The sequence below is a fragment of the Halomonas citrativorans genome, assembly GCF_900163645.1.
GTDB classification, from domain to species: domain Bacteria; phylum Pseudomonadota; class Gammaproteobacteria; order Pseudomonadales; family Halomonadaceae; genus Vreelandella; species Vreelandella citrativorans.
The window spans coordinates 16,357-41,567 of sequence record NZ_FUKM01000058.1; the positions used below are offsets into that span (position 1 = coordinate 16,357).

23 protein-coding genes are annotated in these 25,211 nt (G+C 52.4%); 11 read left to right on the forward strand and 12 right to left on the reverse strand.

What is annotated here, in order from left to right:
- Nucleotides 1-7: 7 nt before the first annotated feature.
- Complete coding sequence (locus CZ787_RS16775; RefSeq protein WP_087111358.1) at nt 8-1,714, reverse strand: potassium/proton antiporter; 1,707 nt, start codon at nt 1,712-1,714, stop codon at nt 8-10.
- Nucleotides 1,715-2,016: 302 nt separating this feature from the next.
- On the opposite strand from CZ787_RS16775, the gene CZ787_RS16780 reads away from it, so the two are divergent.
- The gene (locus CZ787_RS16780; RefSeq protein WP_254908644.1) at nt 2,017-2,994 is read left to right on the forward strand and encodes an ABC transporter substrate-binding protein; all 978 of its coding nucleotides are present in this window, start codon (nt 2,017-2,019) and stop codon (nt 2,992-2,994) included.
- Between the two features lie 48 nt (nt 2,995-3,042).
- Nucleotides 3,043-4,446: an exonuclease domain-containing protein gene (locus CZ787_RS16785; protein ID WP_087111509.1), complete on the forward strand. Its 1,404-nt coding sequence runs from the start codon at nt 3,043-3,045 to the stop codon at nt 4,444-4,446.
- A 21-nt stretch (nt 4,447-4,467) separates the two neighbouring features.
- Here the strand turns inward: CZ787_RS16785 and CZ787_RS16790 are convergent, their stop codons facing one another.
- The 3 genes from CZ787_RS16790 to CZ787_RS16800 form a co-directional block, all read right to left on the reverse strand.
- Nucleotides 4,468-5,274: an alpha/beta fold hydrolase gene (locus CZ787_RS16790; protein ID WP_087111362.1), complete on the reverse strand. Its 807-nt coding sequence runs from the start codon at nt 5,272-5,274 to the stop codon at nt 4,468-4,470.
- Between the two features lie 81 nt (nt 5,275-5,355).
- Nucleotides 5,356-6,024, reverse strand: a complete 669-nt coding sequence (locus CZ787_RS16795; RefSeq protein ID WP_087111364.1) for a 7-cyano-7-deazaguanine/7-aminomethyl-7-deazaguanine transporter — start codon at nt 6,022-6,024, stop codon at nt 5,356-5,358.
- A 137-nt stretch (nt 6,025-6,161) separates the two neighbouring features.
- Nucleotides 6,162-8,075, reverse strand: a complete 1,914-nt coding sequence (locus CZ787_RS16800) for a propionyl-CoA synthetase (protein ID WP_087111366.1) — start codon at nt 8,073-8,075, stop codon at nt 6,162-6,164.
- A 300-nt stretch (nt 8,076-8,375) separates the two neighbouring features.
- On the opposite strand from CZ787_RS16800, the gene CZ787_RS16805 reads away from it, so the two are divergent.
- On the forward strand, nt 8,376-8,696 hold the full coding sequence (locus tag CZ787_RS16805) for an ArsR/SmtB family transcription factor (RefSeq protein ID WP_087111368.1): 321 nt from the start codon (nt 8,376-8,378) through the stop codon (nt 8,694-8,696).
- A gap of 23 nt (nt 8,697-8,719) precedes the next feature.
- Here CZ787_RS16805 and sohB read toward each other — a convergent pair whose 3' ends face one another.
- A complete protein-coding gene (sohB, locus tag CZ787_RS16810; protein WP_087111370.1) occupies nt 8,720-9,763 on the reverse strand; it encodes a protease SohB in 1,044 nt (347 codons plus the stop codon).
- 146 nt (nt 9,764-9,909) lie between these two features.
- Between sohB and CZ787_RS16815 the strand changes: the two genes are divergently transcribed.
- Nucleotides 9,910-10,218 (forward strand): SCP2 sterol-binding domain-containing protein, encoded by a 309-nt coding sequence (locus tag CZ787_RS16815; RefSeq protein WP_087111372.1) that lies wholly within the window; start codon nt 9,910-9,912, stop codon nt 10,216-10,218.
- 39 nt (nt 10,219-10,257) lie between these two features.
- Here the strand turns inward: CZ787_RS16815 and nudC are convergent, their stop codons facing one another.
- Genes nudC through CZ787_RS16835 form a run of 4 tightly spaced genes read right to left on the reverse strand, consistent with a single transcriptional unit; the run spans nt 10,258 to nt 13,048 of the window.
- A complete protein-coding gene (nudC, locus tag CZ787_RS16820; RefSeq protein ID WP_087111374.1) occupies nt 10,258-11,040 on the reverse strand; it encodes an NAD(+) diphosphatase in 783 nt (260 codons plus the stop codon).
- Complete coding sequence (gene dnaQ / locus CZ787_RS16825) at nt 11,033-11,770, reverse strand: DNA polymerase III subunit epsilon (RefSeq protein WP_087111376.1); 738 nt, start codon at nt 11,768-11,770, stop codon at nt 11,033-11,035. The genes nudC and dnaQ overlap by 8 nt, the downstream gene beginning before the upstream one ends.
- Nucleotides 11,770-12,240, reverse strand: coding sequence for a ribonuclease HI (rnhA, locus tag CZ787_RS16830; protein WP_087111378.1), 471 nt, complete (start codon nt 12,238-12,240; stop codon nt 11,770-11,772). The genes dnaQ and rnhA overlap by 1 nt, the downstream gene beginning before the upstream one ends.
- 31 nt (nt 12,241-12,271) lie before the next feature.
- On the reverse strand, nt 12,272-13,048 hold the full coding sequence (locus tag CZ787_RS16835; RefSeq protein ID WP_087111380.1) for a class I SAM-dependent methyltransferase: 777 nt from the start codon (nt 13,046-13,048) through the stop codon (nt 12,272-12,274).
- Between the two features lie 111 nt (nt 13,049-13,159).
- On the opposite strand from CZ787_RS16835, the gene gloB reads away from it, so the two are divergent.
- The 6 genes from gloB to CZ787_RS16865 all read left to right on the forward strand — a co-directional run bounded on the left by gloB (nt 13,160) and on the right by CZ787_RS16865 (nt 20,895).
- On the forward strand, nt 13,160-13,927 hold the full coding sequence (gene gloB / locus CZ787_RS16840; protein ID WP_087111382.1) for a hydroxyacylglutathione hydrolase: 768 nt from the start codon (nt 13,160-13,162) through the stop codon (nt 13,925-13,927).
- Between the two features lie 30 nt (nt 13,928-13,957).
- The gene (locus tag CZ787_RS16845; RefSeq protein ID WP_087111384.1) at nt 13,958-15,169 is read left to right on the forward strand and encodes a transglycosylase SLT domain-containing protein; all 1,212 of its coding nucleotides are present in this window, start codon (nt 13,958-13,960) and stop codon (nt 15,167-15,169) included.
- Between the two features lie 138 nt (nt 15,170-15,307).
- Nucleotides 15,308-17,128: an extracellular solute-binding protein gene (locus tag CZ787_RS16850; protein WP_419866542.1), complete on the forward strand. Its 1,821-nt coding sequence runs from the start codon at nt 15,308-15,310 to the stop codon at nt 17,126-17,128.
- Nucleotides 17,129-17,160: 32 nt separating this feature from the next.
- Nucleotides 17,161-18,234: a microcin C ABC transporter permease YejB gene (locus tag CZ787_RS16855; protein WP_087111388.1), complete on the forward strand. Its 1,074-nt coding sequence runs from the start codon at nt 17,161-17,163 to the stop codon at nt 18,232-18,234.
- A gap of 2 nt (nt 18,235-18,236) precedes the next feature.
- Nucleotides 18,237-19,310, forward strand: a complete 1,074-nt coding sequence (locus CZ787_RS16860) for an ABC transporter permease (RefSeq protein ID WP_087111390.1) — start codon at nt 18,237-18,239, stop codon at nt 19,308-19,310.
- Nucleotides 19,303-20,895, forward strand: coding sequence for an ABC transporter ATP-binding protein (locus CZ787_RS16865; protein ID WP_087111392.1), 1,593 nt, complete (start codon nt 19,303-19,305; stop codon nt 20,893-20,895). Before CZ787_RS16860 ends, CZ787_RS16865 begins: the two co-directional genes overlap by 8 nt.
- Before the next feature lie 135 nt (nt 20,896-21,030).
- Here the strand turns inward: CZ787_RS16865 and CZ787_RS16870 are convergent, their stop codons facing one another.
- Both CZ787_RS16870 and CZ787_RS16875 read right to left on the reverse strand, forming a co-directional pair.
- Nucleotides 21,031-21,735, reverse strand: coding sequence for a pseudouridine synthase (locus CZ787_RS16870; RefSeq protein WP_087111394.1), 705 nt, complete (start codon nt 21,733-21,735; stop codon nt 21,031-21,033).
- A complete protein-coding gene (locus tag CZ787_RS16875; RefSeq protein WP_087111396.1) occupies nt 21,735-22,550 on the reverse strand; it encodes an amidohydrolase in 816 nt (271 codons plus the stop codon). The genes CZ787_RS16870 and CZ787_RS16875 overlap by 1 nt, the downstream gene beginning before the upstream one ends.
- Nucleotides 22,551-22,621: 71 nt before the next feature.
- Here CZ787_RS16875 and rarD point away from each other — a divergent pair, with 71 nt between their 5' ends.
- Nucleotides 22,622-23,530, forward strand: coding sequence for an EamA family transporter RarD (gene rarD, locus CZ787_RS16880; protein ID WP_087111398.1), 909 nt, complete (start codon nt 22,622-22,624; stop codon nt 23,528-23,530).
- On the opposite strand, the gene CZ787_RS16885 is transcribed toward rarD, so the two are convergent.
- Complete coding sequence (locus tag CZ787_RS16885) at nt 23,501-25,156, reverse strand: methyl-accepting chemotaxis protein (protein ID WP_087111400.1); 1,656 nt, start codon at nt 25,154-25,156, stop codon at nt 23,501-23,503. The two genes, rarD and CZ787_RS16885, sit on opposite strands and share 30 nt — an antisense overlap.
- Nucleotides 25,157-25,211 lie beyond the last annotated feature (55 nt).

A 25,211-nucleotide genomic window follows, 5' to 3' on the forward strand; every position in this document is an offset into this window, starting at 1 on the left:
AGCCCAATTAATACAATCGCAGGCCTACACGGGTAATCTTGCCTTTTTCCATTTCGCTGACGACCCAGTGAATACCATGCCAATCTACATCATCACCCACTACAGGATGCCCACCCACGCGCAGTGCGACGAACTCGGCAAGGGTCATACTATGCTCACCCGGGCTTAGCGTTAAGCCATATGCTTGAGCAACGTCCTGCATGAGTGCGTCGCCCTCTAGCGTGAAGGTACCGAAGAACGCACGCTCATGCTTGAGGCCAGCATCACCATTGAATAAGCGGTTTAGCGCGGAAAGATCTTCTGTGCGTCCTATCACACAGATGACATCCTCTAATTTTAGCCGTGTGCTGCCCTTGGGATGAAGCATGGTGTGATTACGAAACAGCGCTGAAATCAGCGCACCCGATGGGAAGCGTAACAGCCGAATGGGCACATCTTCGAGGTCCCGGTTTTCGACAACATAAACAAACATCTCAAAGTCGTTATCTGGCAAAATCCCCAGCGGTCCACGGCGGTTAGGCGTTGTACCTACCGGCACTTCTACTTTTAATAATCGGGCTGCCAGCGTGAGCGAGCCGCCTTGTATCAATAGGGACAACAACACAACCGCAAAGGCGACGTTAAAGTAAAGCGACGCATTTTCAACCCCTCCAATGACGGGGAAAATAGCCAGCACGATGGGCACTGCCCCTCTTAACCCTACCCATGCGATAAAAAAAGTTTCACGCCAGCGAAATTTAAAGAATGGCTTAATGGTAATTAGTACCGCCAAAGGGCGGGCAATAAAGATAAGCGCCAACGCTACCAAACTTGCAGGCAACGCAACATTCCATAGCTCACTGGGTGTAACAAGAAGTCCAAGGACAAGAAAGAGACCAATCTGGCTTAACCACGCCAGGCCATCGTGCACAGGAAGAATAAAGTTAAGATGGCGGCCAGGCTGGTTACCGATCATCAGGCCTGCCAGGTAAATTGCCAAAAAGCCGCTGCCTCCCAGCACACTGGTAAGCCCAAAAACGCTAAAGCCCAGCGCCAATGCCAGCATGGCATAAAGGCCGGGCGCTAAATCGAGCGAGCGGAGCAGCTTGGCACTTAACCAACCGCCGCCAATACCGACAACCAAGCCAATACCAAATTGGGAAACAAAGAAGGTAAGGGTTTCAAATACCCCTCCCATATCACCAACCAAAAGCTCTACCAGCATTAAGGTCAGAAAGATCGCCATGGGGTCGTTGGTACCCGATTCGATCTCAAGCGTTGCACCTACCCGCTCGTTGAGATTCACGCCACGACCACTGAGCATTGAGAAAACGGCGGCAGCATCGGTAGAGCCCACAATAGCGCCCACCAACAACCCTTGCACCAGCGTTAAATCAAACACCCACATAGCGATCATGCCCACGACCGCACTGGTGATAAAAACCCCGAAAGTCGCCAGCGAAAGTGCCGGCTTAAAACCTACCCGGAATGTTTTAAGGCGCGTACGTAAACCGCCATCAAGCAGTATCATGGCCAGTGCCAAGTGGCCAATTGTAAACGCCATTGAGTAGTCGTCAAAGGCAACGCCAAGAACGCCTTCCTCCCCTGCCAGCATACCTAGTCCCAGGAAGATGAGCAGAAGTGGCACACCAACCATTGACGAGAGTCGGCTCGCCAAAATGCTCAGTGCCATTAGAGAACCACCAATTAAAAAGAAGGTGTAAATTCCGTCCATGTCTCTCCGTCTCTACATCAATGCCACACTATTATTGCATGCTACCGTTACATTTACTGTGCGAACTCAGGAGGCCAACGCGTTCAAGGCTAGTCACGCACCGTTTGTCAGGGATAAACTCCGCCATCTCGATATCAGGAGTTATGATTATGTCACGTTGCCTTTCTGGTTATAGGCACTTACGTTTTTTGATAGTGATTTTTTGTTTATTTTTCGCATATTCATTAGCTTATGCAGAACAAGACACACCGAAGAAGGATCAGACACCGCTTTCTCTTGAAAGTGACATTATGATTCCTGACATGCTGTGGCCATCAGTTGACAGTGATGTTGTTGATGAAGTGCCCACTACGGCACTGGCACCTCCGGCTCCGCTTGAGCCGCCGCCATTGAAAAGCGTACGTTTAATGCTGGACTGGTATCTTAGCCCTCAGCATGCGGCCTTGGTCATTGCGCAAACGAGAGACCTATTTAGCGCACAGGGGCTGGAAGTGGAGCTTCAAACACCGGCGGACCCTGCGATCGCCATAAAACTGCTGACGGCGGGAGAAGTGGATTTAGCGTTAACGCGCCAGCCATTGCTTCATCTACTTGCCCACGAAGATGTTCCCATCACACGCATTGCGACACTGATTGAAACGCCTCTTAACGCCGTCATTGTCACTGGCGAGGCTCAACCGGAAAATGCGACGCACTTGGCCGGGCTTCATTATGGCTACAACACCCGAGAAGGTGCCAACTTGCTGGTTCCCAAGCTCGTGCCGCGCTCCGTACGCCAAACCGATACATTTTTAGCGCCTCAAAGCGTTCATTTTAATGTGGTCAATGCGTTTACTGAAGAGAGCGTGGATGCCATTGCTGATGGCTTTTATCATTTCCTGCCTGAGCAATTAGCCTCAAACGGCATTGCCACCCATACCGTGCACTATAGCGAGCTGGGCATTCCTCGCCATGATGGCCTAATTGTAGTGGCCAATAGCAACTCATTAGTCAAAAAAGCCGATACGTGGTCACGTTTTTTGGTGGCGCTAGAAGAAGCCAGCAACTGGATGGTGGAAAATCCGGAGTCCGCTTGGGAAACGCTGATTAGTGCTCACCCCATTCTTGATAATGCAACCAATGCCAACGCTTGGCCGGATATTCTGCGCCGGATCGCATTAAGCCCTGCTACCTTGAACGCACGCCGCTATGCAACGTTTGAAACGTATCTTTTACAGCAAGGACTAATAGACGCTGAACTGCCCACATCACGTTTGGCCGTTGACCCTTACACTCTTTAACCCGGGAGCGCTATGACAGGCACGGTAACTCGTCCTGTAACGACGACCATGAGGGAAGCGCCGCTGATATTTATCGACTTGGAAACCACCGGTACTCGTGCAACACGGGACCGTATTACCGAGATTGCGGCGCTTAAAGTGATTAACGGGCAACCCATAGATCGTTGGTCTTGTTTGATTAACCCTGGCATCAAAATACCTACCCATATCAGCCAGCTAACGGGCATTGATGATGATATGGTGACGGATGCGCCGTGCTTTGACGACATCGCCGATTCGCTACACGCTTGGCTTGGCGATCAACATCAGTTAGTCGCTCATAATGCACGCTTTGATTACAGCTTCCTGCGCAATGCCTTTAAACATGCGGGCAAGGATTACAAGGCACCTGTTATTTGCACGCTGCGCCTATCACGTCGGCTTGCGCCGCTGGAGCGACAGCATAATTTAAAAGCCTTGCTGAAACGTCATGCAATTACGACTCCCCGTATGCATCGAGCGGGTGATGATGTCAACGCGCTTTGGGCACTCTGGCAGATATGGCAAGAGCATTATAGCGGTGAAGCGTGGGAAAGCGCGCTCGCAGATGAGCAGCGCCATCGGACGCTACCGGCCCACCTGGATAGCCAGCAATTAGAGGGATTACCCGAATCTCCTGGCGTTTATCTCTTTTATGGGCATAACCGCCTGCCCTTGTATGTCGGCAAAAGTGTGAATTTACGTCGTCGTGTGCTGAGTCATTTTCAGCGAGATCATCAAGACAATAAAGCAATGCGGCTTGCTCAGCAGATTCACCATATTGAATGGGAAGAAACCGCGGGCGATTTTGGTGCTCAGCTGCGTGAAGCGCAGTTGGTAAAGTCGATGATGCCGATTATGAACCGCCAGTTACGCAGGCAACGAAAGCTCACCACGTGGCACTGGCCGGTAGGCGCAGACTGCCCAATATTAATGAACGGCGATACAGTAAACCAACCTATACAGGGAGCGCTTTACGGGCTTTTCCGTAGCGTCAGGGATGCCAAAGATACGCTGCGCGCAGTGGCGGAAGCGCATAAGCTTTGCCCGCAAGTATTGGGCATTACCAAGGGTAAAGGCCGCTGTTTTGCCCGCCAGTTAGGTAAATGCGGCGGAGCTTGTGAGGGCAACGAAACGCTGGCGGCGCATACCCAGCGTGCTCAGCATGCGTTGGCGCAGCTACAGGTCCACGCATGGCCCTGGCCGAGCCGTATTATTGTTCAGGAAAAACACGCAGTGGGGGCTAAAAGTGCATGGCACGTTGTCGACCATTGGTGCTATTTAGGCTGCACCGATACGCTTAAAAAAGCGCAGCAATTCAGCAAAGAGCTCCCAAGCCAAGCGACGCCCGCTTTTGATATAGATAGCTATCGTATTTTAAATCGATTCTTGCGCGCCCCCGCGCAACACGGGCTTGTCATTAAGACCTGCTAAGTGCAGGCATTCAAACAGCCCCTAGCGCTCATGGTGTTCCAAAAAGGCCTCAACGGCTTGCTGAAACGCCTCAGGCTGCTCCGCGTGAAGCCAGTGACCCGCATTTTTGAGCGTTACAATGCGCGCCTGGGGCATCATCTCACGCAAGGCAGGCAGCATATCGTCCGTCACATAGTGCGACTGGGCGCCGCGAAGCACGAGCGTCGGGCCTTCATAAGGGGCCTCTCCAGCAGGCAGATCAATAATATCGTCATACCCTCGCTGAATCTCATCCAGCCCTATACGCAGTCCCAACTCGCTCTCTTCGGTACGCGCTAAATTGGTCGCCAGAAACAGGCGTGTAGATCGCGAATCAACGTGTTCAGCCAGCAGCTCATCGGCTTCACGGCGATTTTTAGGCCGGCCTTCTCTAACACGCTTAAGGGCCGCAAAAATATCATCATGGCCATGCTGATAAACGACCGGGGCGATATCGCCTATTGTCAGCGTCACTACGCGCTGGGGCGCCAGCCTTGCAAGGCTAATAGCAACTTTACCGCCCATGGAGTGGCCAAGCACGTGTGCCTGAGTAATAGAGAGACTATCGAGCAGTGCCAGTACATCCTGGGCCATCGTGGCATAGCGCATATCATCGCTATGCGGTGAACGGCCATGGTTACGTAAATCTACGGCAATGACGCGGCGCGAACGCTGCCAGACTTTCAAATGTGAGCGCCAGTTGTCGGCACTGCCCATTAGGCCATGAATCACCACAAGCGGTGTCGCATCGGGAGCTGCTTCACTCTCCATTTCAAGATAGTGAAGATCCACCGTGGCAGCATCAGTCATGTAAACTCCCTAAGCGTTGATTAATCAGGTGATTGTCAACAAGGCCGTCATTGTTAAGCAACAACGATTAGCCGTACATTATTAAACCGTATGCGGAGACAGGTCGGTATGCCCCGTCCAAACCACCAAGCGACGCGTCAACCAGGCAAGCAGCAAGCCGTACAAGGGTAAAAAGAACAGCAGGCTGATGGCGAGCTTTATGGCATAGTCCACCGCGGCAATTTCTAACCAGTTTGCGGCCATAAAGGCGTCAGGGCTGTTATAGAATGCGGTTGAGAAGAACGCGTAAGTGTCAGCAAGATTGCCAAGCACCGTCGAGCATACCGGCGCTACCCACCAGGCCAATTGGCGTAAGCGATCAAATACCTGCACGTCCAGTAACTGCCCTATGACGTATGCAAGAAAGCTTGCCAACGCAATGCGCGCCACAAACACATTCCACTCGCCAAGTGCTTCAAACCCGGCAAAACTGCCTCGCGGAAAGACGACCGAAACAACATACGACACGACTAGAGCGGGCAGCATCACACGCAAGATAATGGCGCGTGCAGCATTTTTGCCGAAAAGGCGGACCGTTAAGTCAGTGGCCAGAAAGATAAACGGAAAACTAAACGCTCCCCAGGTGGTATGGAACCCAAAGAGCGTAAACGGCAGTTGAACAAGGTAGTTACTGGCAGCAATAATACCGATATGAAAGGCGACCATTACCACGAGGCAACGGCGGTACTGTGTATCACTTAGTGCAAACATGCAAAATGACCTTTTTTTACAAGCCAAGAGGGGTTAGGGAACCCTCATAAGAAAGCGCATAGCGCTGCTGGCCGCGCATTATACGCGTTCTTAACTGCATTAAAAGTCGCCACCCTGCTTATCAGTGCTTAATTGACTCAATCAAGCGCCGTTGCTTTATCAGCATCACCGATGGCGCGTTCACACATCGCGATACGCACATCCTCCAGGCTTGCCGGATCATCAATGGTGGAGGGAATCCCAAACGCCTTCCCATCTGCAATCGTGCGCAATAGCTTTCGCAATATTTTTCCAGAGCGGGTTTTCGGCAAACGGTTGACCACCAGCACCTGCTTAAAACATGCGATAGGACCAATATACTCACGGACACGCGCGATCAGCTCATTTTCAAGCGCCATTTCATCGCCGTTAAATCCATCCTTGGGAATCACCAGGCCAAGGGGGATTTGCCCTTTCAGCATATCGTGGATGCCAATCACCGCACATTCAGCCACCGCAGGGTGCGCCCCCACCACCTCCTCCATTTCTCCGGTGGAGAGCCGATGCCCTGCCACATTGATCACGTCATCGGTGCGTCCCATAATGAACAGGTAACCTTCTTTATCGAAGTAGCCGCCGTCGCCGGTTAAGTAGTAACCCGGAAACGCCGCCATATAAGCGCTATGAAAACGCTGGGGGTCACGCCAAATTCCCACCAGGCACCCAGGCGGCATCGGTTGCTTGATAACCACACTCCCCTGCTCCATAGGTGCTGCTGGTTCGCCGTCGCGGCCTAACACCTGTACATTAAACCCGGGCACCGGCAAGGTCGCCGACCCCGCTTTAATCGGCATTGTTGCCAGGCCTGGTTGGTTAGCAGCAATCGGCCAGCCTGTCTCGGTTTGCCACCAGTGATCAATCACCGGCACATCCAGCAGATCATCCAGCCAATGAAATGTAGGCGGGTCAAGTCGTTCACCCGCTACAAACACGTGCTTCAAGCTACTGATATCGTACCGGGAAAACAGCGCGGCATCCGGGTCCGCTTTTTTAATTGCCCGAAAAGCCGTGGGCGCAGTAAAGAAGCTTTTGACGTTGTATTCCTCAATAACGCGCCAGAAGCTACCCGCGTCGGGTGTATTTACCGGTTTGCCTTCATAAACAACGCTGGTACAGCCTCGCAGTAGCGGGGCGTAAACGATATAGGAGTGGCCTACCACCCACCCCACATCTGAGGCAGTAAAAAATACGTCGCCAGGCTCCAGGGCGTAAATTGCCTCCATCGAGTATTCAAGCGCAACCGCATAACCGCCAGTATCTCGTACCACACCTTTAGGTTTTCCCGTAGTGCCTGAGGTGTACAAGATATACAGAGGGTCGGTCCCTTTTACGGGAACACATTCGGCAAAGGCGGCGCTGGCCACTAAATCCTTCCAGTTATAATCACGTTCGCCCAAGGTTGCCGGTGCTATGTCACGCTGATAAATCACACAGGCATTCGGCTGGTGAGTACTTAATGCCAGCGCTTGGTCAATGATTGGCTTATAGGGAATGACCTTATCCACCTCAACACCACAGGAAGCAGCAACTACAACGCAGGGTTCAGCATCCTCGATTCTTGCCGCAAGCTCGTGAGGCGCAAAACCGCCAAAAACGACGGAGTGGACGGCCCCAAGCCGCGCACAGGCGTACATCGCGACCAAGGCTTCAGGAATCATGGGCATATAAATCACCACTCGATCCCCTTTTTTTACGCCAAGTGCCGAAAGCGCACCAGCAAAGTAGGCTACCTGGTCACGCAGTTGCCGGTAGGTTAACGTTGCCTTGGCATGCGTTACGGGTGAATCCCAGTAAATAGCGGGCTGATCCGCTCGGCCCTGCTCAACATGGTGGTCGAGCGCGGCATAGCAGATGTTGATCTCACCGTCGCTAAACCAGCGAGCATGCTGCTGGTCATCATAGGACAGAATCCGTGTGGGTGGAGTAAACCAGGGCAGGCTTTTGGCCTGCTCAGCCCAGAAGTGTTCGGGCTGACTGTTCGCTTGCAGGTAGGCTTCTTGGTAGCGGCTCATAATGACCCTGTCTTTATTGTATTATCGAAGCAACACTGAATAGCTTCTACTTTATAAAGTAATTGCCGTACTCACCCTCATACTATCGGCTAAAGACGTACAATGGGCTAGAAAAGTCGTTAAAGAGCCAGCGTTATCATTGATTAACCGTTAAACGAAGACTTGGACAAAACTCACTAAATTACCGATTATTAAATTAATCATCGTTGCGCCGCGGCGATGCCATAACAATTGATAAAAATACATTTATAAAACACTACAACTAACCGCTTCTCACCCAGTGTAGGCAAGGAGATTATGATGTCTGCGTCCTCAAGCGCCGCTGCATGTCTGCTCGAAAATAACTGCCAAAATCTTGTATCAGCTACGAATTTATTAAAAGCCTTGGCGAATGAAAAACGACTACAAATACTCTGCTTACTGGCCGAGGAGGAGCTTTCGGTCACGCAGATTAATCAGCAGCTTTCACTGAGCCAATCGGCGCTTTCGCAACATCTGGCTATTTTACGCAGGGATGAGCTGGTCAATACACGACGTGAGTCACAAACCATTTATTACTCCTTGCGTAGCGACAGCGCCAAGGCAATTTTAGATACCCTAGCGCAGCACTATACAACGTAAGAAAACGCACTGTTTTTTAGAGACTACCGACGCTGCCAGCCGGAGGCCTCCAGCATGCTGAGAGCCTTTAGCGCGGCGTTTTCTACACCCGCCGAGACCGCCAAGCCTATTTTGCGGCTGATAGTTTTCGGCGCTTCAAGGCGCACATGGTATACATTGGCGTCTGCCATTCGTTCAACCAGATAAGCCTCACTGGTGCCCAGGCTATCGATCAACTGATTGGAAACTGCTTCGCTGCCGTACCAAATCTCCCCTGTTGCCAGGGTATCGATATCCATTTCAGGGCGGTGGCTACTAACGTAGTCCTTAAACAGGCGATGAGTATTTTCCAGATTTTCTACAAATTTTTCACGGCCTTCCTGGGTGTTCTCGCCAATCACCGTTAGCGTGCGCTTGTACTTACCCGCTGTAAGTAGCTCAACGTCAATATCATGACGTTTAAGAAGTCGGTGAATGTTCGGCACCTGAGCGACCACACCAATTGAGCCGATTACCGCAAACGGCGCAGCTTTAATATGCTGAGCCGTACAGGCCATCATATATCCGCCGCTGGCCGCCACCTTATCGATACACACGGTGGTAGTAAGACCCGCGCTTTGCAGCCTGTCCAGTTGTGCGGCAGCCAATCCATAGGCATGCACAAGCCCACCGGCAGACTCCAGGCGTACCACTACTTCGTCATTGGGCTCAGCGACATCAATAATGGCCGATGCTTCCTGAGCAAAAAGCTCCGTTTGAGAAGCTTTGATATCACCGTGGAAATCCAGCACCCATACTCTGTTTTTTGATGGCGTGGCATCCTTGCTTTTCGCTGTTTTTTGACGACTCTTGTCTTCCTGGCGAAACCCCTTAAGCATCTTTTTGCGCGCGCCCTGCTCAGTGGTAGCCATACGAAGACGGCGCTTACGCGACTGGCGCTGCTCATTGAGTGGCTCAATATGCAACCGAAGATCACTTTCTTGAGTCGCTTTGCTGCGCAAGATCAGCAAGGCCACGCCTCCCAGAAACCCAAAAACAATCGTCGCTTGCACCAAAAAGGTGCCCATCTCTGCTATCCATTCACTCACGTATACGCTCCTGCCGAGGTTTAGCACTATCGTTCAATATCCGTTCACACGGCTTGAACTAAACGATTGTTTAAAATACTCTCATTCACATTCATCGGGTCATTGATGACCCATTTATATATTTTACCGCCTATGGAGAGATAGTTATGTCAAACAGCACGCTTGATAAGTTGAAAGCACGATTTAATCCGGATGCGGCTGAGGGTATGGACGAAGTATTTCAATTTCACTTTGAAGATGCGGGTGACCACTACCTTGTTATCAAGAATCGCACTCTGAATGTTCAAGAAGGCGAACATGATGACCCTTCGGTCAGCTTGAGCATGGGCACAGATACCCTCAAAGGTATTATGACCGGTGATATCAATGGCATGACCGCCTTTATGACTGGCAAGTTAAAAGCAACCGGCAACGTAATGCTGGCCACCAAACTCACCAGCCTGTTTCCCAACTAAACGCTCGCTGTGAACTTTTTCAGCAAGGTTGTCAGTGGCTTACTCACGCCATTTAGCCAAATGCGTTTCAATCAGTTCACGTGATATGGAGTACGGCGGCGGCAACGAGGGTAGTTGCCGCGGCGAAAACCAGGCCGCATCGCTAATTTCTACCCCATCGATATTAATACGCCGCGTGGTCGCTTCAGCAAAAAAACCAAACATCAGTGAATGTGGGAATGGCCATGCCTGACTTTGGTAGTAGCGCAGCTTATCAACATGTACACCCACTTCCTCAAACACTTCACGATGGACAGCCTCTTCAGCTGACTCACCCGGTTCAATAAAGCCTGCCAGGGTCGAGTAGCGTCCTGGCGGGAAACGTGGGCTTCGTGCTAACAGCATAGCTTCACCACTGGTGACCAGAGTGATAATACACGGTGAAATGCGTGGATAGTTGCGATGCCCACATGCATTACAGTGCATGGCGAATTCAGCTTCAAGCCTCGTGGCCGCAGCGCCACAACGTCCGCAAAAACGGTGATTTTCAAGCCATGCGCCAACCTGAAGCGCGGTAGAAATCAAGCTAAACCACCCGCTGGGCAGGTCTGCCATCCATTGGCGCCCATCAATCCAGCCATCACCCGGCTCTTTATCAACCCATAGCGCTACTGGCTCGTCATTCCAATAACACAACGGCTGCATTTGTTCAGTCCAAGGCTGATAAGGCTGAAGCGGCGTCAGTTCCTGGTCGCCCGATAGAGGGGCTGGCGCCAGTTGGCTGCGCGATAGACGAATAACGCGCCCTTCACGTACATGGTGGGGAATCTCACGCCTAAGCATTGTGATCACGTTCCTCAAACCAATTCAGCTTATGTGCTTGGCATTTTGCCTGATGAGCGGCGTGCTCTTGTGCGCTTGGGCGGATGACACGCAACTGACCGGGTGTAAGCGTTAGCCGCTGAACCGATAGGCCTTCATTTGACGAATCGGCCTGCTGCTCTTCTGAAGACGTGGCAGCATCCAGCGTCAATGCCGTTTGCCCCCCCGTCATGGCCAGATAAACGTCGGCCAGAATCTCGGAGTCGAGCAACGCCCCGTGGAGCACGCGGTGGCCGTTATCAATGTCGTAACGCTTACACAGGGCATCCAGGCTATTACGCTGACCTGGGTGCAGCTCTCGGGCCATTGTGAGCGTATCCAGAATGCGGCAGTGCTCGCGCACCGGACCTAATGGCGCTCCACTGCGCTGCTTATTTAACCGGCCAAATTCATGATCCATAAAGCCCACATCGAAGGGGGCATTATGAATAACCAACTCTGCGCCTTCGATAAAAGCCCAAAACTCGTCCGCTATTTGAGCAAACACTGGCTCGTTTGCGACCTTTTCATCATCAATACCGTGAATCGCCACGACTTCTGCGTCGATATGCCGCTCAGGGTTGATGTATTGGTGGTAGGTACGCCCAGTAAAACGGCGATTCACCATTTCAACGGCGCCAATCTCTACAATACGATGGCCATCCTTGGGGTCGATACCAGTCGTTTCGGTATCCATGATTATTTGGCGCATCACACTTTCCTCTGCTGGTGCTCATCGATGGCTTCATTGGCAAGCGCATCAGCGCGCTCATTACCTGGATGCCCGCTATGCCCTTTTACCCAGTGCCACTCTACCTTGTGGCGGTGGGTCTCTTCGTGTAGCGCTTTCCACAGCTCGGCGTTCTTGACTGGCTGCTTGGCGGCGGTTTTCCAGCCGCGTTTAACCCAGTTGTGAATCCACTGAGTAATGCCTTGGCGAACATACTGAGAGTCGGTCCATAGCGCGATGTCACACGGCTTATTGAGCGTGCGCAGCGCCATAATGGCGGCCATTAATTCCATACGGTTATTGGTGGTATCAGCCTCATACCCTTTTAAGGTCTTTTCATGCTCGCCGCTAGACAGCACCACCCCCCAACCGCCGGGGCCAGGATTTCCCCGGCATGCACCGTCGGTATATACCGTGACCTGCGGTAGCTGCTCGGCCGCTTGATTACTCAATCTTTCCATCCTTTATTAACAGGTATTGGCGCTACGTATCCTGATGAGACTGGTTATGCGCCGGTTTACCTCTGCGTGTAGCACCGAGCGATGAAGAGGAAACAGGGCGTTGTAGCGCAAACTTAATGCGTTTGACGTAAGCCGACTGCTGGCGACGATGTGCCCGGATCATGTAACTTTCCCCCCAGGGCAAATTATGCCGACGCCCCAGCGCCTCTCGCCCTTCGGGGCAAGACGCATTCAGCAAGCCTCTAAAACAGCAATAGTCTACGCGTTCGACCTCAAAATCGACAAATGCTAGCCAGTCACGTAGTCGCCCAAGCTTGTGCCACTGCCCGTTCCAAGGGAATTCGGGCCGGCGTTTACGCCACTGATGTGCCAGGCCCTTAACGCTCAGAGGATTAAAACCAAATAGCACCAGCATTCCGTTGTCAGCCGTCACTCGTGCCGCTTCTTGTAGGGTGTGATGGGGATTTTCCAATTGCTCTAGCCAGTGGTGAATGATCACCACGTCCATACAACGATCAGGTAACGCCAAGCGGTCAGGTGGGCAGACCAACGTTGATGGGCTGGTGGCAAATTCAACCGTTGGAACCCAGCGGACCGCGTGAGGTATCGACGACATGGTCATCAAAGAAGGCCCCATGCCTATCTCCAGGCTATGCCTGCCTGCCCGGCTTTCAACCACGGGCCCCAGGCAAGCACGTTGCACGTCCCAAAGTGATCGACCAGCATCCATTTTCCAGTAGGCTTGGCTATTTACCAAGCGGCTGGTCATCGCCTTATCGGCCGTTGTCGAATTTGACATGGACAGCGCTTCCCTCCAAAGTAACGGCTTTTTAACGCTTTCTATGTGTCTTTTCAACGTATTTATCAGCGTAATGACAGCAGGTTTGCAACCCTTAAAAGGATCTCGCCCATGATGAGCGTGACACCGATTCCCGCCCTTAGCGACAACTATATTTGGCTATTGAGACAAGATACCAGTCAAAGCGTTTGCGTGGTGGACCCCGGTGAGGCCGACCCTGTCATCAAACTGTTAGAGCGTGAATCGCTGACGCTGGACACCATTCTGATTACGCATCATCACCATGATCATACGGGGGGCTTGGCAACGCTCATCAAGCGCTACTCCCCCCATGTCATTGGTCCAGCGAATCCGGATATTCAGGGTATTAATCAGCATGTCGGTGATGGCGACACCGTGCGTGTGATGGGACGCCAATTTGATGTCATGGCAACCCCCGGGCACACGCTTGATCACATTAGCTTTTATACGCCGGGTATTCCGGCACTACTGTTTTGTGGAGATACGCTGTTTTGTGCAGGCTGTGGCCGCTTATTTGAAGGCACACCCGAACAAATGCATACATCGTTGAACAAACTCGCGGAACTACCTGGCGATACATTGGTCTTTGCTGCTCATGAATACACACAGGCGAATCTTGTATTTGCCCACGCAGCTGACCCAGAGAATGACGATGTGACTTATGCCTTAAGTGAGTGTGAAAAGGCTCGGGCATTAAATCGCCCCACCTTACCCAGCACAATAGGACGCGAGCTAAAAATTAACCCCTACCTGCGCGTCAGTACCCAAAGCGTACGCCAAGCGGCAGGAGAACAGGGAGCTAATGACAACGACCTCGCGACGTTCACCACTCTACGTGAGTGGAAGAACCGATTTTAAGAACGCTCCAAAAAACAAATGAATTAAACTATGACCTATCGAACGATGCGACAGCGCTTGATATTAAGCGCTGGCAGTACGGTAATTATGGGCTTGTTATTGGCCGCTGCCGCTAACTCACAAGCCTCAGCAATCTCATATAGCCCTTCTAATAGCGATACTTCCTACACAGAGCACACGCCTTCAACGCAGGCGGTTCCAACGTCTTTCCACACCAGTTTCTGGGAAGATCTGGAGCTTCAGCATCAGGATGCCTGGACAGCGCTGCGTCAAACGTTTCAGTGGCAGGAGCTAACACTGCCCCCCAGCGCTCAGGCCCGTGTTGATGAGTGGATCGAATATTATCGCGCCAGCCCCGAAAACATAGCCACGATTACTGAGCGCGCCACGCCATGGCTTGCCTGGATCACTCAACAGGTGAGTGATCGCGGCCTACCCGGCGAAATCGCCTTGATTCCATTTGTCGAAAGCTCCTTCGACCCCAGTGCGCGTAGCCATCGTGGCGCAGCGGGGCTCTGGCAATTCATGCCCAACACAGGTGATGCGTTGGGTCTGGTTCGTAACGGCAATTATGATGGGCGCCTGGACGTACTCACTTCAACCGCAGCGGCGCTTGATTACCTTGAGATGCAGGCGGATCAGTGGTACGAGGGCGGCATCATGCTTTCGTTGGCGGCTTACAACGCCGGAGCGGGCACCGTTAATCGCGCTCTACACAAGGCACAAAATCAGGGGCTGGCGGGTGACTATTGGGATCTATCGTTACCGCATGAAACCATGCAGTACATTCCCAAACTCAAGGCGATCGCGACCATCATTAATGACCCTGAACGCTTTGATATTAGCCTGCCAGACATTCACATGGACCCGGCCTTTGCCAAAGTAAAACTTGAGCAACCCTTAAGTATTGCTCAAGCCTCACAGCTTTTAGATGTCAGCCAATCAGCGCTAGCGGAGCTAAACCCGGGGCTGCTTAACGGCAGCATCGACCCCCGCAATGTACAAACGCTTTTAGTGCCTGAGGAAGCGGATACACAGGTATTAGCTCAGCTTTCGCAAACCACGTCTAGCCAGCTTGCCTCGACACAAGCGCCCAATGTTCATCGTGTTGAACGTGGAGATAATCTATCCGCCATCGCCAGCCGCTACCAAGTTAATCAAAATGACTTGATACGCTGGAATGCGCTTGATCGACCTAATGCTTTACAACCAGGCCAACTCCTGACACTTTCAGGGCAATGAGTTGACAGGATCTGCTCACATGGGACGTAACCAATGCCACGTGGTGTGTTTGTAAAGACGCTGCTAATCGTTAGCTGCTTCATCATGAGTATGTCAGCCTTTGCAGAACCGACAGAGGCTGAACCTCAACCGCAGATCATGGCTGGAAATAGCCTAACGCCTGCAGGTAGCGTCGCAAGCAACAATACCTCTATTCAGACGGTGCACGGGCTGTCACTTTACGATAGCCCTGAGTTACCTGCCGACTTCGCCTACTTCCCTCATGTTAATCCACTGGCTCCCAAGGGCGGCACCATCACCCACACCGCCGTAGGCAGCAGCTTTGATTCCACCAACCCCTTTATCATTCGTGGCACGCCTGCCACCGGTGTAGGCCAGATATACGATACGTTAATGACCAGCAATCCAGGCGAACCCTTCAGCGTGTATGGATTACTGGCGGAGGGCGTCCGCTTGGACCCTGACCGGGAGTGGATTGAGTTTGACCTCCGCCCCGAAGCACGTTTTCAAGATGGCGAGCCGGTAACTGCGTACGATGTGGTGTTCTCCTTTAACCTGCTGCGTGAAGAGGGTAATCCTTTTTACGCCAGTTACTATGCCGGTGTTGATAACGCCATTGCGCTAAATGAACACCAGGTTCGCTTCGAATTTAGCAGTACTGAGTCTCGTGAATTACCATTAATCGTCACGCAGTTACCGATCCTCCCCCGCCACTACTGGGAACCCCGTGACTTTACCGCCCCGACACTGGCAACACACCCAGGCTCCGGCCCTTATCGCATCAGTGACGTCGACCCAGGCCGGCGCATCGTATATCAGCGGGACGACGACTACTGGGGCAAAGACCTGCCCGTTAATGTCGGCCGCTACAATATTGATCATGTGGTTTACGACTATTACCGAGACAGGGATATTGCCTGGGAGGCATTCAAGGCGGGCTTAACCGACTTCAGGACCGACGCCCGTGCGGCGACCTGGGCCATTGGCTACGATTTCCCGGCGTATCGCGAAGGGTTGGTGAAACGCATCACGGTGCCTGATGTAAATCCTTCGCTCATGCAGGCGTTCGTATTCAATCTTCGTAAGGAGAAGTTCCAGGACCCGCGCGTACGCGAAGCGCTCAGCCTGACGTTCGACTTTCCCTGGCTGAATACCAATATTTTTTATAACGCCTACCAGCGTACCGAAAGCTATTTCCAGAATTCAGAGATGCAAGCTGATGGCCTGCCCTCAGAGGAAGAGCTCGCCCTGCTTGAGCCTTACCGGGAGGAGCTTTTAGCCTCTCATCGCTCTGACCGAATATTTACCGATGCACTCCCTATCGACCAACCGACGGATCTGCGCGAACGCTTACGCCGGGCGCTCGACTTGCTGCACGAAGCGGGCTACCAAGTGGAAGACGGCACACTGGTTCATACTGAAACAGGCAAGCCCCTACAGTTAGAAGTGCTGCTTTATGATGCGAGTCTTGAGCGTGTGGTACAGCCTATGCTGCGCAATATGGCGCGTCTCGGTGTAGAGACCACCATGCGGATCGTGGACATTAACCAATATCTTAATCGCCAGCGTAGTTACGATTACGATATTGTGATCAGCCATTTCCCCCAATCCAATAACCCCGGTAACGAACAGCGCGACTTCTGGAGTAGTGAGGCCGCCAAAGCGCCGCAAAGCCGTAACCGAATGGCGCTCGCTCACCCGGCAGTGGATGCGTTAATCGAGGACATTATTAGCGCAGATAACCGGGAGAAACTGGATACGGCGACGCGCGCGCTCGACCGGGTGCTGCGCTGGGGGTTTTACACCGTCCCCCACTATCACTCCGGCGAAACGCGTATTGCAGTATGGGACAAGTTCGGCTATCAAGAGCCTTTCCCGGAATACGCGATGGATTTGGATGCCTGGTGGGTCGATACCGACCGTGAAGCAGAATTACAGCGCCGTCACCGGCGTCGCTGAAGGGCTAAATAATAACGATTGGAGTGCACTCTGTGGCACGTTACACCCTACGCCGACTGCTACTGATGATACCGACGCTGCTTGGCATCATGCTGCTTAACTTCATGATCGTTCAAGCCGCGCCCGGCGGCCCCATTGATCAGATGCTAGCGCGTTTTGAAGGCGCCAACGCCATGGCCAGCACACGTTTAGACATGGGCGGCGCGGATGTTCAGGTAAGCGATGATTCGCGGGGCTCACGGGGTATTGACCCCCGCTTTATCGAACAGCTGGAACAGCAGTTTGGGTTCGACAAGCCAGCCCATGAACGCTTTATCGGCATGATGACCGATTATCTTACGCTCGACTTCGGGACCAGCTTTTTCCGTGACCGACCGGTGATCGAGCTGATAATTGAGCGCCTGCCGGTATCCATTTCTCTGGGCTTATGGACCACCCTGCTGGTCTATGTGATTTCCATTCCACTGGGTATTCGTAAAGCCTTGCGCCACGGCTCACGTTTTGATGTGTGGACCTCAGGGCTGGTGGTTGTCGGCTATGCGATACCGGGCTTTCTATTCGCCATCCTGTTGATTGTGCTGTTTGCGGGCGGCACCTATTGGGATTGGTTTCCCCTCAGAGGGCTAACCTCTCCAGATTTTGCGGACCTTTCACTAGGCGGCAAAATAAAAGACTACTTCTGGCATATCACGTTGCCCGTCACGGCGGCCGCTATCGGCAGCTTTGCCACGCTTACCATGCTGACCAAGAACAGCTTTTTAGACGAAATTCATAAGCAATACGTGCTCACCGCTCGCGCCAAAGGTGCTAACGAACAGCGCATTTTGTACGGTCATGTTTTTCGTAACGCCATGCTCATCATTATTGCGGGATTGCCGGCCGCGATGATTGGGATTTTCTTTACCGGCGCCCTGCTAATTGAGGTGATTTTCTCGCTTGATGGGCTGGGCCTTCTAGGATTTGAAGCCGTTATGCAGCGGGATTATCCGGTCATCTTCGGCACCCTGTTTTTGTACACGGTCATCGGGCTCGTGCTAAAGCTGATATCCGATTTGACCTACGTGTGGGTGGATCCACGCATCGACTTTGCAACGAGGGAGTCGTGAAAATGAGCGGTTTTACATCACGACTATCACCCATTACGCAGCGCCGTTTAGCCGCCTTTAAAGCAAATCGTCGCGCTCGGATATCGCTTTGGTTGTTTGGCGTGCTGTTCATTATTAGCCTGTTTGCCGAGCTGATTGCCAATGACAAGCCGCTCATACTGAACTACGACGGACAGTGGTATACACCTCTGCTGGTGGATTATCCGGAAACGGATTTTGGAGGTTTTCTTCCCACCCGTACTGACTATTTGGACCCGTTTATTCAACAGCAAATTAGCGACAACGGCTGGGCCATATGGCCGCTTATTCCGTTCTCCTATCAAACGCTGGACATGCAGATGCAACAACCCTCACCAGCCCCCCCAGATAGCCGCCACTGGCTGGGCACGGATGACCAAGGGCGCGATGTGCTGGCCCGCGTTATCTACGGTTTTCGGCTCTCTGTCTTTTTTGCGTTAGTGCTTACGACAGGGTCGCTGGCGTTAGGCGTTCTAGCGGGCGGTGTGCAGGGGTATTTTGGCGGCAAGGTGGACCTTATAGGCCAACGGGTCACTGAAATATGGTCGGGGCTACCGGTGCTGTTTTTGCTGATTATTTTAGCAAGCTTCGTTCAACCCGGTTTTTGGTGGCTACTGGGCATTATGCTGCTGTTTTCATGGCTAGGCCTGGTCGATATTGTGCGGGCCGAGTTTTTACGAGCACGCAATTTGGAATACGTACGCGCAGCAAAAGCCATGGGATTGCCGTCTCGGCTGATTATGTGGCGCCATGTCCTGCCGAATGCCATGGTGGCTACTCTAACGTTTATCCCCTTTCTATTTACCGGGGCGATTGGTACGTTAACAGCGCTCGACTTTTTGGGCTTTGGCCTGCCGCCAGGTTCCCCATCCCTGGGGGAGCTTGCCGCTCAGGGTAAAAATAATCTGCACGCGCCATGGTTAGGCATTACCGCCTTCATGACGCTTGCCGTGATGCTCTCCTTGCTTGTCTTTATTGGTGAAGGGCTGCGTGATGCCTTTGACCCACGCCACGTTAATCAGCGCCAAACGCCTGCGCAGGACGCCCAACATGCCTAAACCACTACTTCGGCTAACGGATTTCACGATTGCCTTTGATGATAATGTAGTGGTAGATGCGCTTTCATTAACGGTCAATGCAGGCGAAACGCTGGCTATTGTGGGTGAATCCGGCTCGGGCAAGTCCGTTTCAGCACTGGGAGCTATTAACCTTTTACCCCGCAATGCCATGATAAGCGGCGAGCGCTGGTTAGAGGATACTGACCTCAATCAACTTGGCGAGCGCGATTGGAACGGCGTGCGTGGCAACCGTGTAGGGTTTGTATTTCAAGAACCCATGACATCACTCAACCCTTTGCACCGTATCAGTAAGCAAATTGGTGAAACCCTGCGCCTGCATCAAGGGTTAAGTGGGCAAGCAGCGCGAGCGCGGGCCAGAGAACTGCTTGAGCAAGTGAAACTGCCCCGCGTTGATGAGCTGTTGGATGCCTGGCCTCATCAACTCTCCGGTGGTCAGCGTCAACGCGTCATGATTGCCATGGCCATTGCCAATAACCCATCACTCTTAATCGCCGATGAGCCAACGACCGCGCTGGATGTCACCGTGCAACAAGACATACTCGGCCTTTTAAAAGAGCTTCGCGATCAGCATGGCATGGGCATGCTGTTTATCAGCCACGACTTGAATCTTGTAAGCCGCTATGCCGAGCGGGTTTGCGTGATGTATCACGGTAAGATTCAGGAAATGGGGCCGGTTGAAGAGGTTTTTCAAAACCCTAAAAGTGATTACACCAAAGCACTGCTAGCAGCAGAACCTGAAGGCCGCCCGGCAACGCCTGCCAATACGGCGCCCTTATTAACCGCTCGACAGCTAAGCGTTAGTTTTAAGCGCCCCAAAACCGGGCTATTTAAACGTCAGCCTCCCCCTTTTGAAGCGCTTAAAGCAACCGACTTGAGTATTTCGGCCGGTGAAACGCTGGGCATTGTCGGCGAGTCAGGCTCAGGTAAAACGACGCTGGCATCCGCGATTATGCGCCTGGTGCAAAGTCAGGGAGACGTTATCTTGGGTGATGCCACCTTGAGCCAGCTTACAGGCAATGCACTACGGCGCCAGCGTCATCGTTTACAAATGGTATTTCAGGACCCATACGGCGCGCTTTCACCGCGCATGCCGGTGTTTGATATTGTGAGTGAGGGGCTACGTTTTCACTATCCCGCACTTTCACTCGATGAAGTTACCCAGCGTGTACAAAAAACGCTGCTTGAGGTGGGTTTACCTGAAGGCTGTGCGGCGCGCTATCCCCATGAGTTCTCCGGCGGGCAGCGCCAGCGAATAGCCGTGGCCCGAGCCATTATTTTAGAGCCTGAACTTCTAGTGTTGGACGAGCCGACCTCAGCGCTGGACCGTACCGTGCAAAAGCAGCTTGTGACGCTACTTCGTCAGTTACAGGAACATCGCCAGCTTAGCTATCTATTTATCAGCCACGACTTAGCCGTAGTACGTGCCATGGCGCACCGTATTATGGTGCTAAAGGATGGTGAAGTGGTCGAGCAGGGCCCCTGCCTTGACGTGCTGGCCTCGCCTCAGCATGCATATACTCAATCGCTGATTGCCGCCGCCCATTTGCCACGTTTGTTTGCTTAACGTTTATTTTGAAAAATTTAACCAGATGACTCTGATAGTAGACGTTGTTAAAAAAACAAGATAACGGTATAAGCCGAATATTTGGATACGCACTTGACCTACTGCCGTTTGGCCAAGTGCGCTTAGCGGCTAAATTTAGAAGCTGGCGATTTCTTCCTGAGTTAACTCGCGCCACTCACCGGGGCCCAAATCATCCGTTAATACAACATCACCAATAGATTGGCGGTGCAGCGCATTAACATGGTTACCCAACGCGGCAAACATACGCTTAACCTGGTGATAGCGCCCTTCGGTAAGGGTAAGTTCCGCTTGTAGAGGCGTTATAAACCGTAGTAACGCAGGCTGCGTTGGCGTCTCTTCATCATCCAGCAGGATGCCTTGGGCTACCTGATTGATTGCCCACTCCGCATCGCTGCCTTCCATAGGCTCAGCCAAGTCGGCGATATAGACCTTGGCGCAACGATGGCGCGGTGAAGTAACACGATGTGACCACTGGCCATCATCAGTCAGCAGTAAAAGGCCAGTGGTATCAACATCCAGCCGCCCTACTGGCTGAAGACGCTCTGCCTTGGGCAAATCAATCAAATCAATCACCCGTGGATACAGCCCGCGCCTGGCAGTGCACTCAACACCCGTTGGCTTGTGCATGATTAAATAGCGAAGCCCGACCAGCGAAAGCGTTTCGCCGTTGAATTTCACTTCATCCTGCTCGGTATCAATCTGGGTGGCCGACTGCTTAATAGGCTCACCATTAAGCGTGACTTCGCCATTTTTAAGCGCTCGTTTTGCCAAGCTACGCGTTAGCGGTGTTGTTTCACTTAAAAACCGATCAAGGCGCATTATTGGCCCACTCCTGGCAGTAACGAAAAGTGGTCGGCATCTTGCCAGGCTGGAAATTTTTCACGAAAAGCATTTAACTCCGTTTTATCAAGCGTCCCCGTTTCAATAAACGGCGTATTTTCAGGATGGTCGATGAGCGGTTCGCCCTTGAAATCGACCAGCATGGAGTCGCCACTGTAAGCAAGACCTTTGGCATCTTCACCAACGCGATTAACCCCCACGACATACGCAAGGTTTTCCACCGCCCGAGCCTGAAGCAGCGTTCGCCAAGGCTGCCGACGCGGTGCTGGCCAGTTGGCAACACAAAGTAGCGCATCATACTCGAAGTGCTCTTGCGCTGCTGGCTGTTGACGCATCCAAACAGGAAAACGCAGGTCGTAGCAAACGCTTAACAGTAGCTTAAACCCCTTGAGCTCGACTATTTCACGCTGGCTGCCCATGCCATAGCGTTCATGCTCGCCCGCCATACGAAACAAATGGCGTTTATCGTAATGGCGGATATCGCCCTCGGGCGTGGCCCATATCATACGGTTGTAGTACTGCCCGTCATCAACGATGGCCACACTCCCTGTTATGACACAGTTACGCGCTTTAGCTTGCGCCTGCAGCCAGGCAACGCTTTGGCTTTGCGCCATGGGTTGGGCCATTTCGCGCGAGTTCATGGTAAAACCCGTTGCAAACATCTCGGGTAATACGATGAGATCGGTGTCACGGCTATCCAGATCTCCCAGCAAACGGCCCAAATGATCATGGTTGGCCTGCGGGTCTTCCCAGCGCAAATCGCACTGTACCAGGCTCGTTTTTAGCTGACTCATGTCATGTCTCCTTTGCCAGTATGTTTTTGCAATTATGTGGTAGATTAGCATTTTTAAATAATGAGGCTGCTATGCTTTTCCCTCCAGCGCGTGATCCACAGGCCGTCAAAGGCGTCACATTTGGGTTAGCAGCCTATGTAATGTGGGGGTGTTTCCCGCTTTTTTTCGCGCTGTTTGACGGTATTCCAGCGTTTGAAATTCTTATCCACCGAATAGTATGGTCGTGTGTCTTTCTTGTTGTACTCATCACGATGTTAAGCCGTTGGTCCCCCGTGATAACGGCGTTAAGCCAGCCTCGCCGTTTAGGCCGTGTACTAATTTGCGCTGTGTTAATCGGCTTCAATTGGGGGCTTTATATTTACGCGGTGGAAAGCAACCAGGTCCTGCAAGCAAGCCTTGGTTACTTTTTAACGCCACTTGTTAATGTGGCGTTGGGCATGTTGGTACTGCGTGAAGTGATGGCACGTCTTCAATTAGTGGCGTTAGGGCTTGCAGGTTTGGCCATTGCCATCCAATTTGCGCTGCTGGGTGAGCTGCCCTGGATCAGCCTGATGCTAGCACTCAGCTTTGGTAGCTACGGGCTTTTTCGCAAGCAAGTGCCGCTGGATGGTTTATCGGGACTGTTTGTAGAAACCCTTTTGCTGTTCCCGCTGGCGCTGCTCGCCCTGACATGGCTTAGCTGGCAGGGTAATTCACACTTCATGATTGATGTGCCAATGAGTGTTTTACTGGCGGTAAGCGGCGTAATAACCGCTTTGCCGCTGATGGCTTTCGCGGGTGCGGCTCGACGCTTACGGCTCTCGACGTTGGGCTTTTTGATGTACATCAACCCTACGATTCAGTTTATAATCGCTTTAACCATTTTTGGTGAACCGCTAGGTACCATACAGCTCGCTACCTTTATTATGATCTGGTTTGGGCTTGCACTCTATTCATGGTCCTCTTGGCAATCACGCCCGCACCAGCCCCCTATCCGCTAACGTTTTTTGCCCTGAATGCGATAATGTCAGGGCAGAGCTCTCCTCTTCTGCCCCCTCTGGCTGATAGCCTACCCGGAAACCACCCCAGTGTTTGCCATGGATAAAAATCGGTACCGATAGATCATGCATGATCTCGCCCGTATCGCGTTTATAGGTTTGAAGCAATAATGGGTGTTGATGAGCACCACATCGACTTCCCGTCGCGTCATCAAAAATACGCTTGCTGCGGCAGTACTTTAAATCATGCTCCATATCGCCCGTGGGCTGTCGGCTAACCGCCTCATTGTGAGTAGGCACATAGCCATCACGATTACAGGCAATCGCATAACTCAAGCTATACTCCGTCAGTAGCGGCTCTTGCACGCTTGGTAAATATTGATCGGTGAAGTCATCAAACCCTGTACGATAAAGCGTTGGCCGGGTGCCCGGGAGTGCCTGATAATCTGGCTGAAAAAGGGCTGATTCTACGAGTTCTCCGCGGGAAATGGCCTTTTCCAACAGCTTGCCAATGCGGTTAGCCGTTTGGCGAGCCGCTTTAAATACCTGTTGATGCCGCCCCTGAAGACGCTGCTGAGCCAGCTCACCATCAACCCCTTCAGCCGCTTCCATTAACGAACGGGCTTGCGCAGCCAAATCATGCATATTGCGATTACCTTCATCTACGTCGCTCTCTAACTGACGCAGACTCTCGGCAACGGTCTGGCTATGGGTTTTGGTGCTCTCCATGGCGGTGGCGACACTTGTGATCTCGTGCTGAACCTGATCAAACTGCTGGGTAATGGTGGCCAAACGCTTGCCTACCTGTTGCAACCCCCCGGAGCGCTCTCGAATACGCACCATTATTGCGCCCATCGTAGAGACAACCCCTTGGCCGCTTTGATGCATGTCCTTAACCAGCGTTTCTATATTCTGCGTCGCGGTTGAGGTCTTGAGCGCCAAGCTCCGTACCTCTTCAGCCACCACGGCAAACCCCCGGCCATGCTCACCCGCTCGGGCCGCTTCAATCGACGCATTAAGTGATAACAAATGGGTTTGCTCGGCAATCCCTTCAATCATTTCAGTGACATTGCGCACCCGCTCTATTTTGTCATTAAGTGCGGTCAACATTTCTAACGCCTGATCTGATCGCTCAGCCACATGGCTCATATCGCTGACAATATCCGTCAGCTCGTCATGATTCTGGTGGCTGGCATCGCGGGCGTTTTCTGCCAGTGTGGCCACGTGAGTCGCGCTCGTACTTACTTGCAAAATAGCGGTATTGATTTCATTCATGCTTGATGATGCTTCATGCGCCATCGTCTCCTGCTTGGTAAGACGTTGGTCCATAAGATCGGCATAGTGAGAGACCTCCGCCGAAGCAATGGCCGTTTTGCTTGCCCGTTTCATTAAGCGATACGCCATCGCACGAAGCGACGCATAATCCTTGAGTGGCTTTGGCCCACGAACAGGCTGGGCAAGACGCTGCTGGTCGGCCATAAAAACACTGAGCAGCGCATTAGCAACCAGCCCTGCCCCCGCTAATGCGGCGCAAATAAGTGCCAGGTATTTAAAGGTACCCGCTTGGGCAACCAACCAAACCGATAATCCGAACAATATCAATGGTGCCAGCACACGAAGTAGACGCATAGAGGGACTCTTTTGTAATTAAGGTTATCGAGCTGCGTTTGTCGGCGTTTTTGTG

What these genes read in the sequence shown, in the direction of transcription:
- CZ787_RS16775 (WP_087111358.1), bottom strand. Translation starts at nt 1,714, where the DNA reads ATGGACGGAATTTACACCTTCTTTTTAATTGGTGGTTCTCTAATGGCA.
- CZ787_RS16780 (WP_254908644.1), top strand. Translation starts at nt 2,017, where the DNA reads ATGCTGTGGCCATCAGTTGACAGTGATGTTGTTGATGAAGTGCCCACT.
- CZ787_RS16785 (WP_087111509.1), top strand. Translation starts at nt 3,043, where the DNA reads ATGAGGGAAGCGCCGCTGATATTTATCGACTTGGAAACCACCGGTACT.
- CZ787_RS16790 (WP_087111362.1), bottom strand. Translation starts at nt 5,274, where the DNA reads ATGACTGATGCTGCCACGGTGGATCTTCACTATCTTGAAATGGAGAGT.
- CZ787_RS16795 (WP_087111364.1), bottom strand. Translation starts at nt 6,024, where the DNA reads ATGTTTGCACTAAGTGATACACAGTACCGCCGTTGCCTCGTGGTAATG.
- CZ787_RS16800 (WP_087111366.1), bottom strand. Translation starts at nt 8,075, where the DNA reads ATGAGCCGCTACCAAGAAGCCTACCTGCAAGCGAACAGTCAGCCCGAA.
- CZ787_RS16805 (WP_087111368.1), top strand. Translation starts at nt 8,376, where the DNA reads ATGTCTGCGTCCTCAAGCGCCGCTGCATGTCTGCTCGAAAATAACTGC.
- CZ787_RS16815 (WP_087111372.1), top strand. Translation starts at nt 9,910, where the DNA reads ATGTCAAACAGCACGCTTGATAAGTTGAAAGCACGATTTAATCCGGAT.
- nudC (WP_087111374.1), bottom strand. Translation starts at nt 11,040, where the DNA reads ATGCTTAGGCGTGAGATTCCCCACCATGTACGTGAAGGGCGCGTTATT.
- dnaQ (WP_087111376.1), bottom strand. Translation starts at nt 11,770, where the DNA reads ATGCGCCAAATAATCATGGATACCGAAACGACTGGTATCGACCCCAAG.
- CZ787_RS16835 (WP_087111380.1), bottom strand. Translation starts at nt 13,048, where the DNA reads ATGTCAAATTCGACAACGGCCGATAAGGCGATGACCAGCCGCTTGGTA.
- gloB (WP_087111382.1), top strand. Translation starts at nt 13,160, where the DNA reads ATGATGAGCGTGACACCGATTCCCGCCCTTAGCGACAACTATATTTGG.
- CZ787_RS16845 (WP_087111384.1), top strand. Translation starts at nt 13,958, where the DNA reads ATGACCTATCGAACGATGCGACAGCGCTTGATATTAAGCGCTGGCAGT.
- CZ787_RS16850 (WP_419866542.1), top strand. Translation starts at nt 15,308, where the DNA reads ATGGCTGGAAATAGCCTAACGCCTGCAGGTAGCGTCGCAAGCAACAAT.
- CZ787_RS16860 (WP_087111390.1), top strand. Translation starts at nt 18,237, where the DNA reads ATGAGCGGTTTTACATCACGACTATCACCCATTACGCAGCGCCGTTTA.
- CZ787_RS16865 (WP_087111392.1), top strand. Translation starts at nt 19,303, where the DNA reads ATGCCTAAACCACTACTTCGGCTAACGGATTTCACGATTGCCTTTGAT.
- CZ787_RS16870 (WP_087111394.1), bottom strand. Translation starts at nt 21,735, where the DNA reads ATGCGCCTTGATCGGTTTTTAAGTGAAACAACACCGCTAACGCGTAGC.
- CZ787_RS16875 (WP_087111396.1), bottom strand. Translation starts at nt 22,550, where the DNA reads ATGAGTCAGCTAAAAACGAGCCTGGTACAGTGCGATTTGCGCTGGGAA.
- rarD (WP_087111398.1), top strand. Translation starts at nt 22,622, where the DNA reads ATGCTTTTCCCTCCAGCGCGTGATCCACAGGCCGTCAAAGGCGTCACA.
- CZ787_RS16885 (WP_087111400.1), bottom strand. Translation starts at nt 25,156, where the DNA reads ATGCGTCTACTTCGTGTGCTGGCACCATTGATATTGTTCGGATTATCG.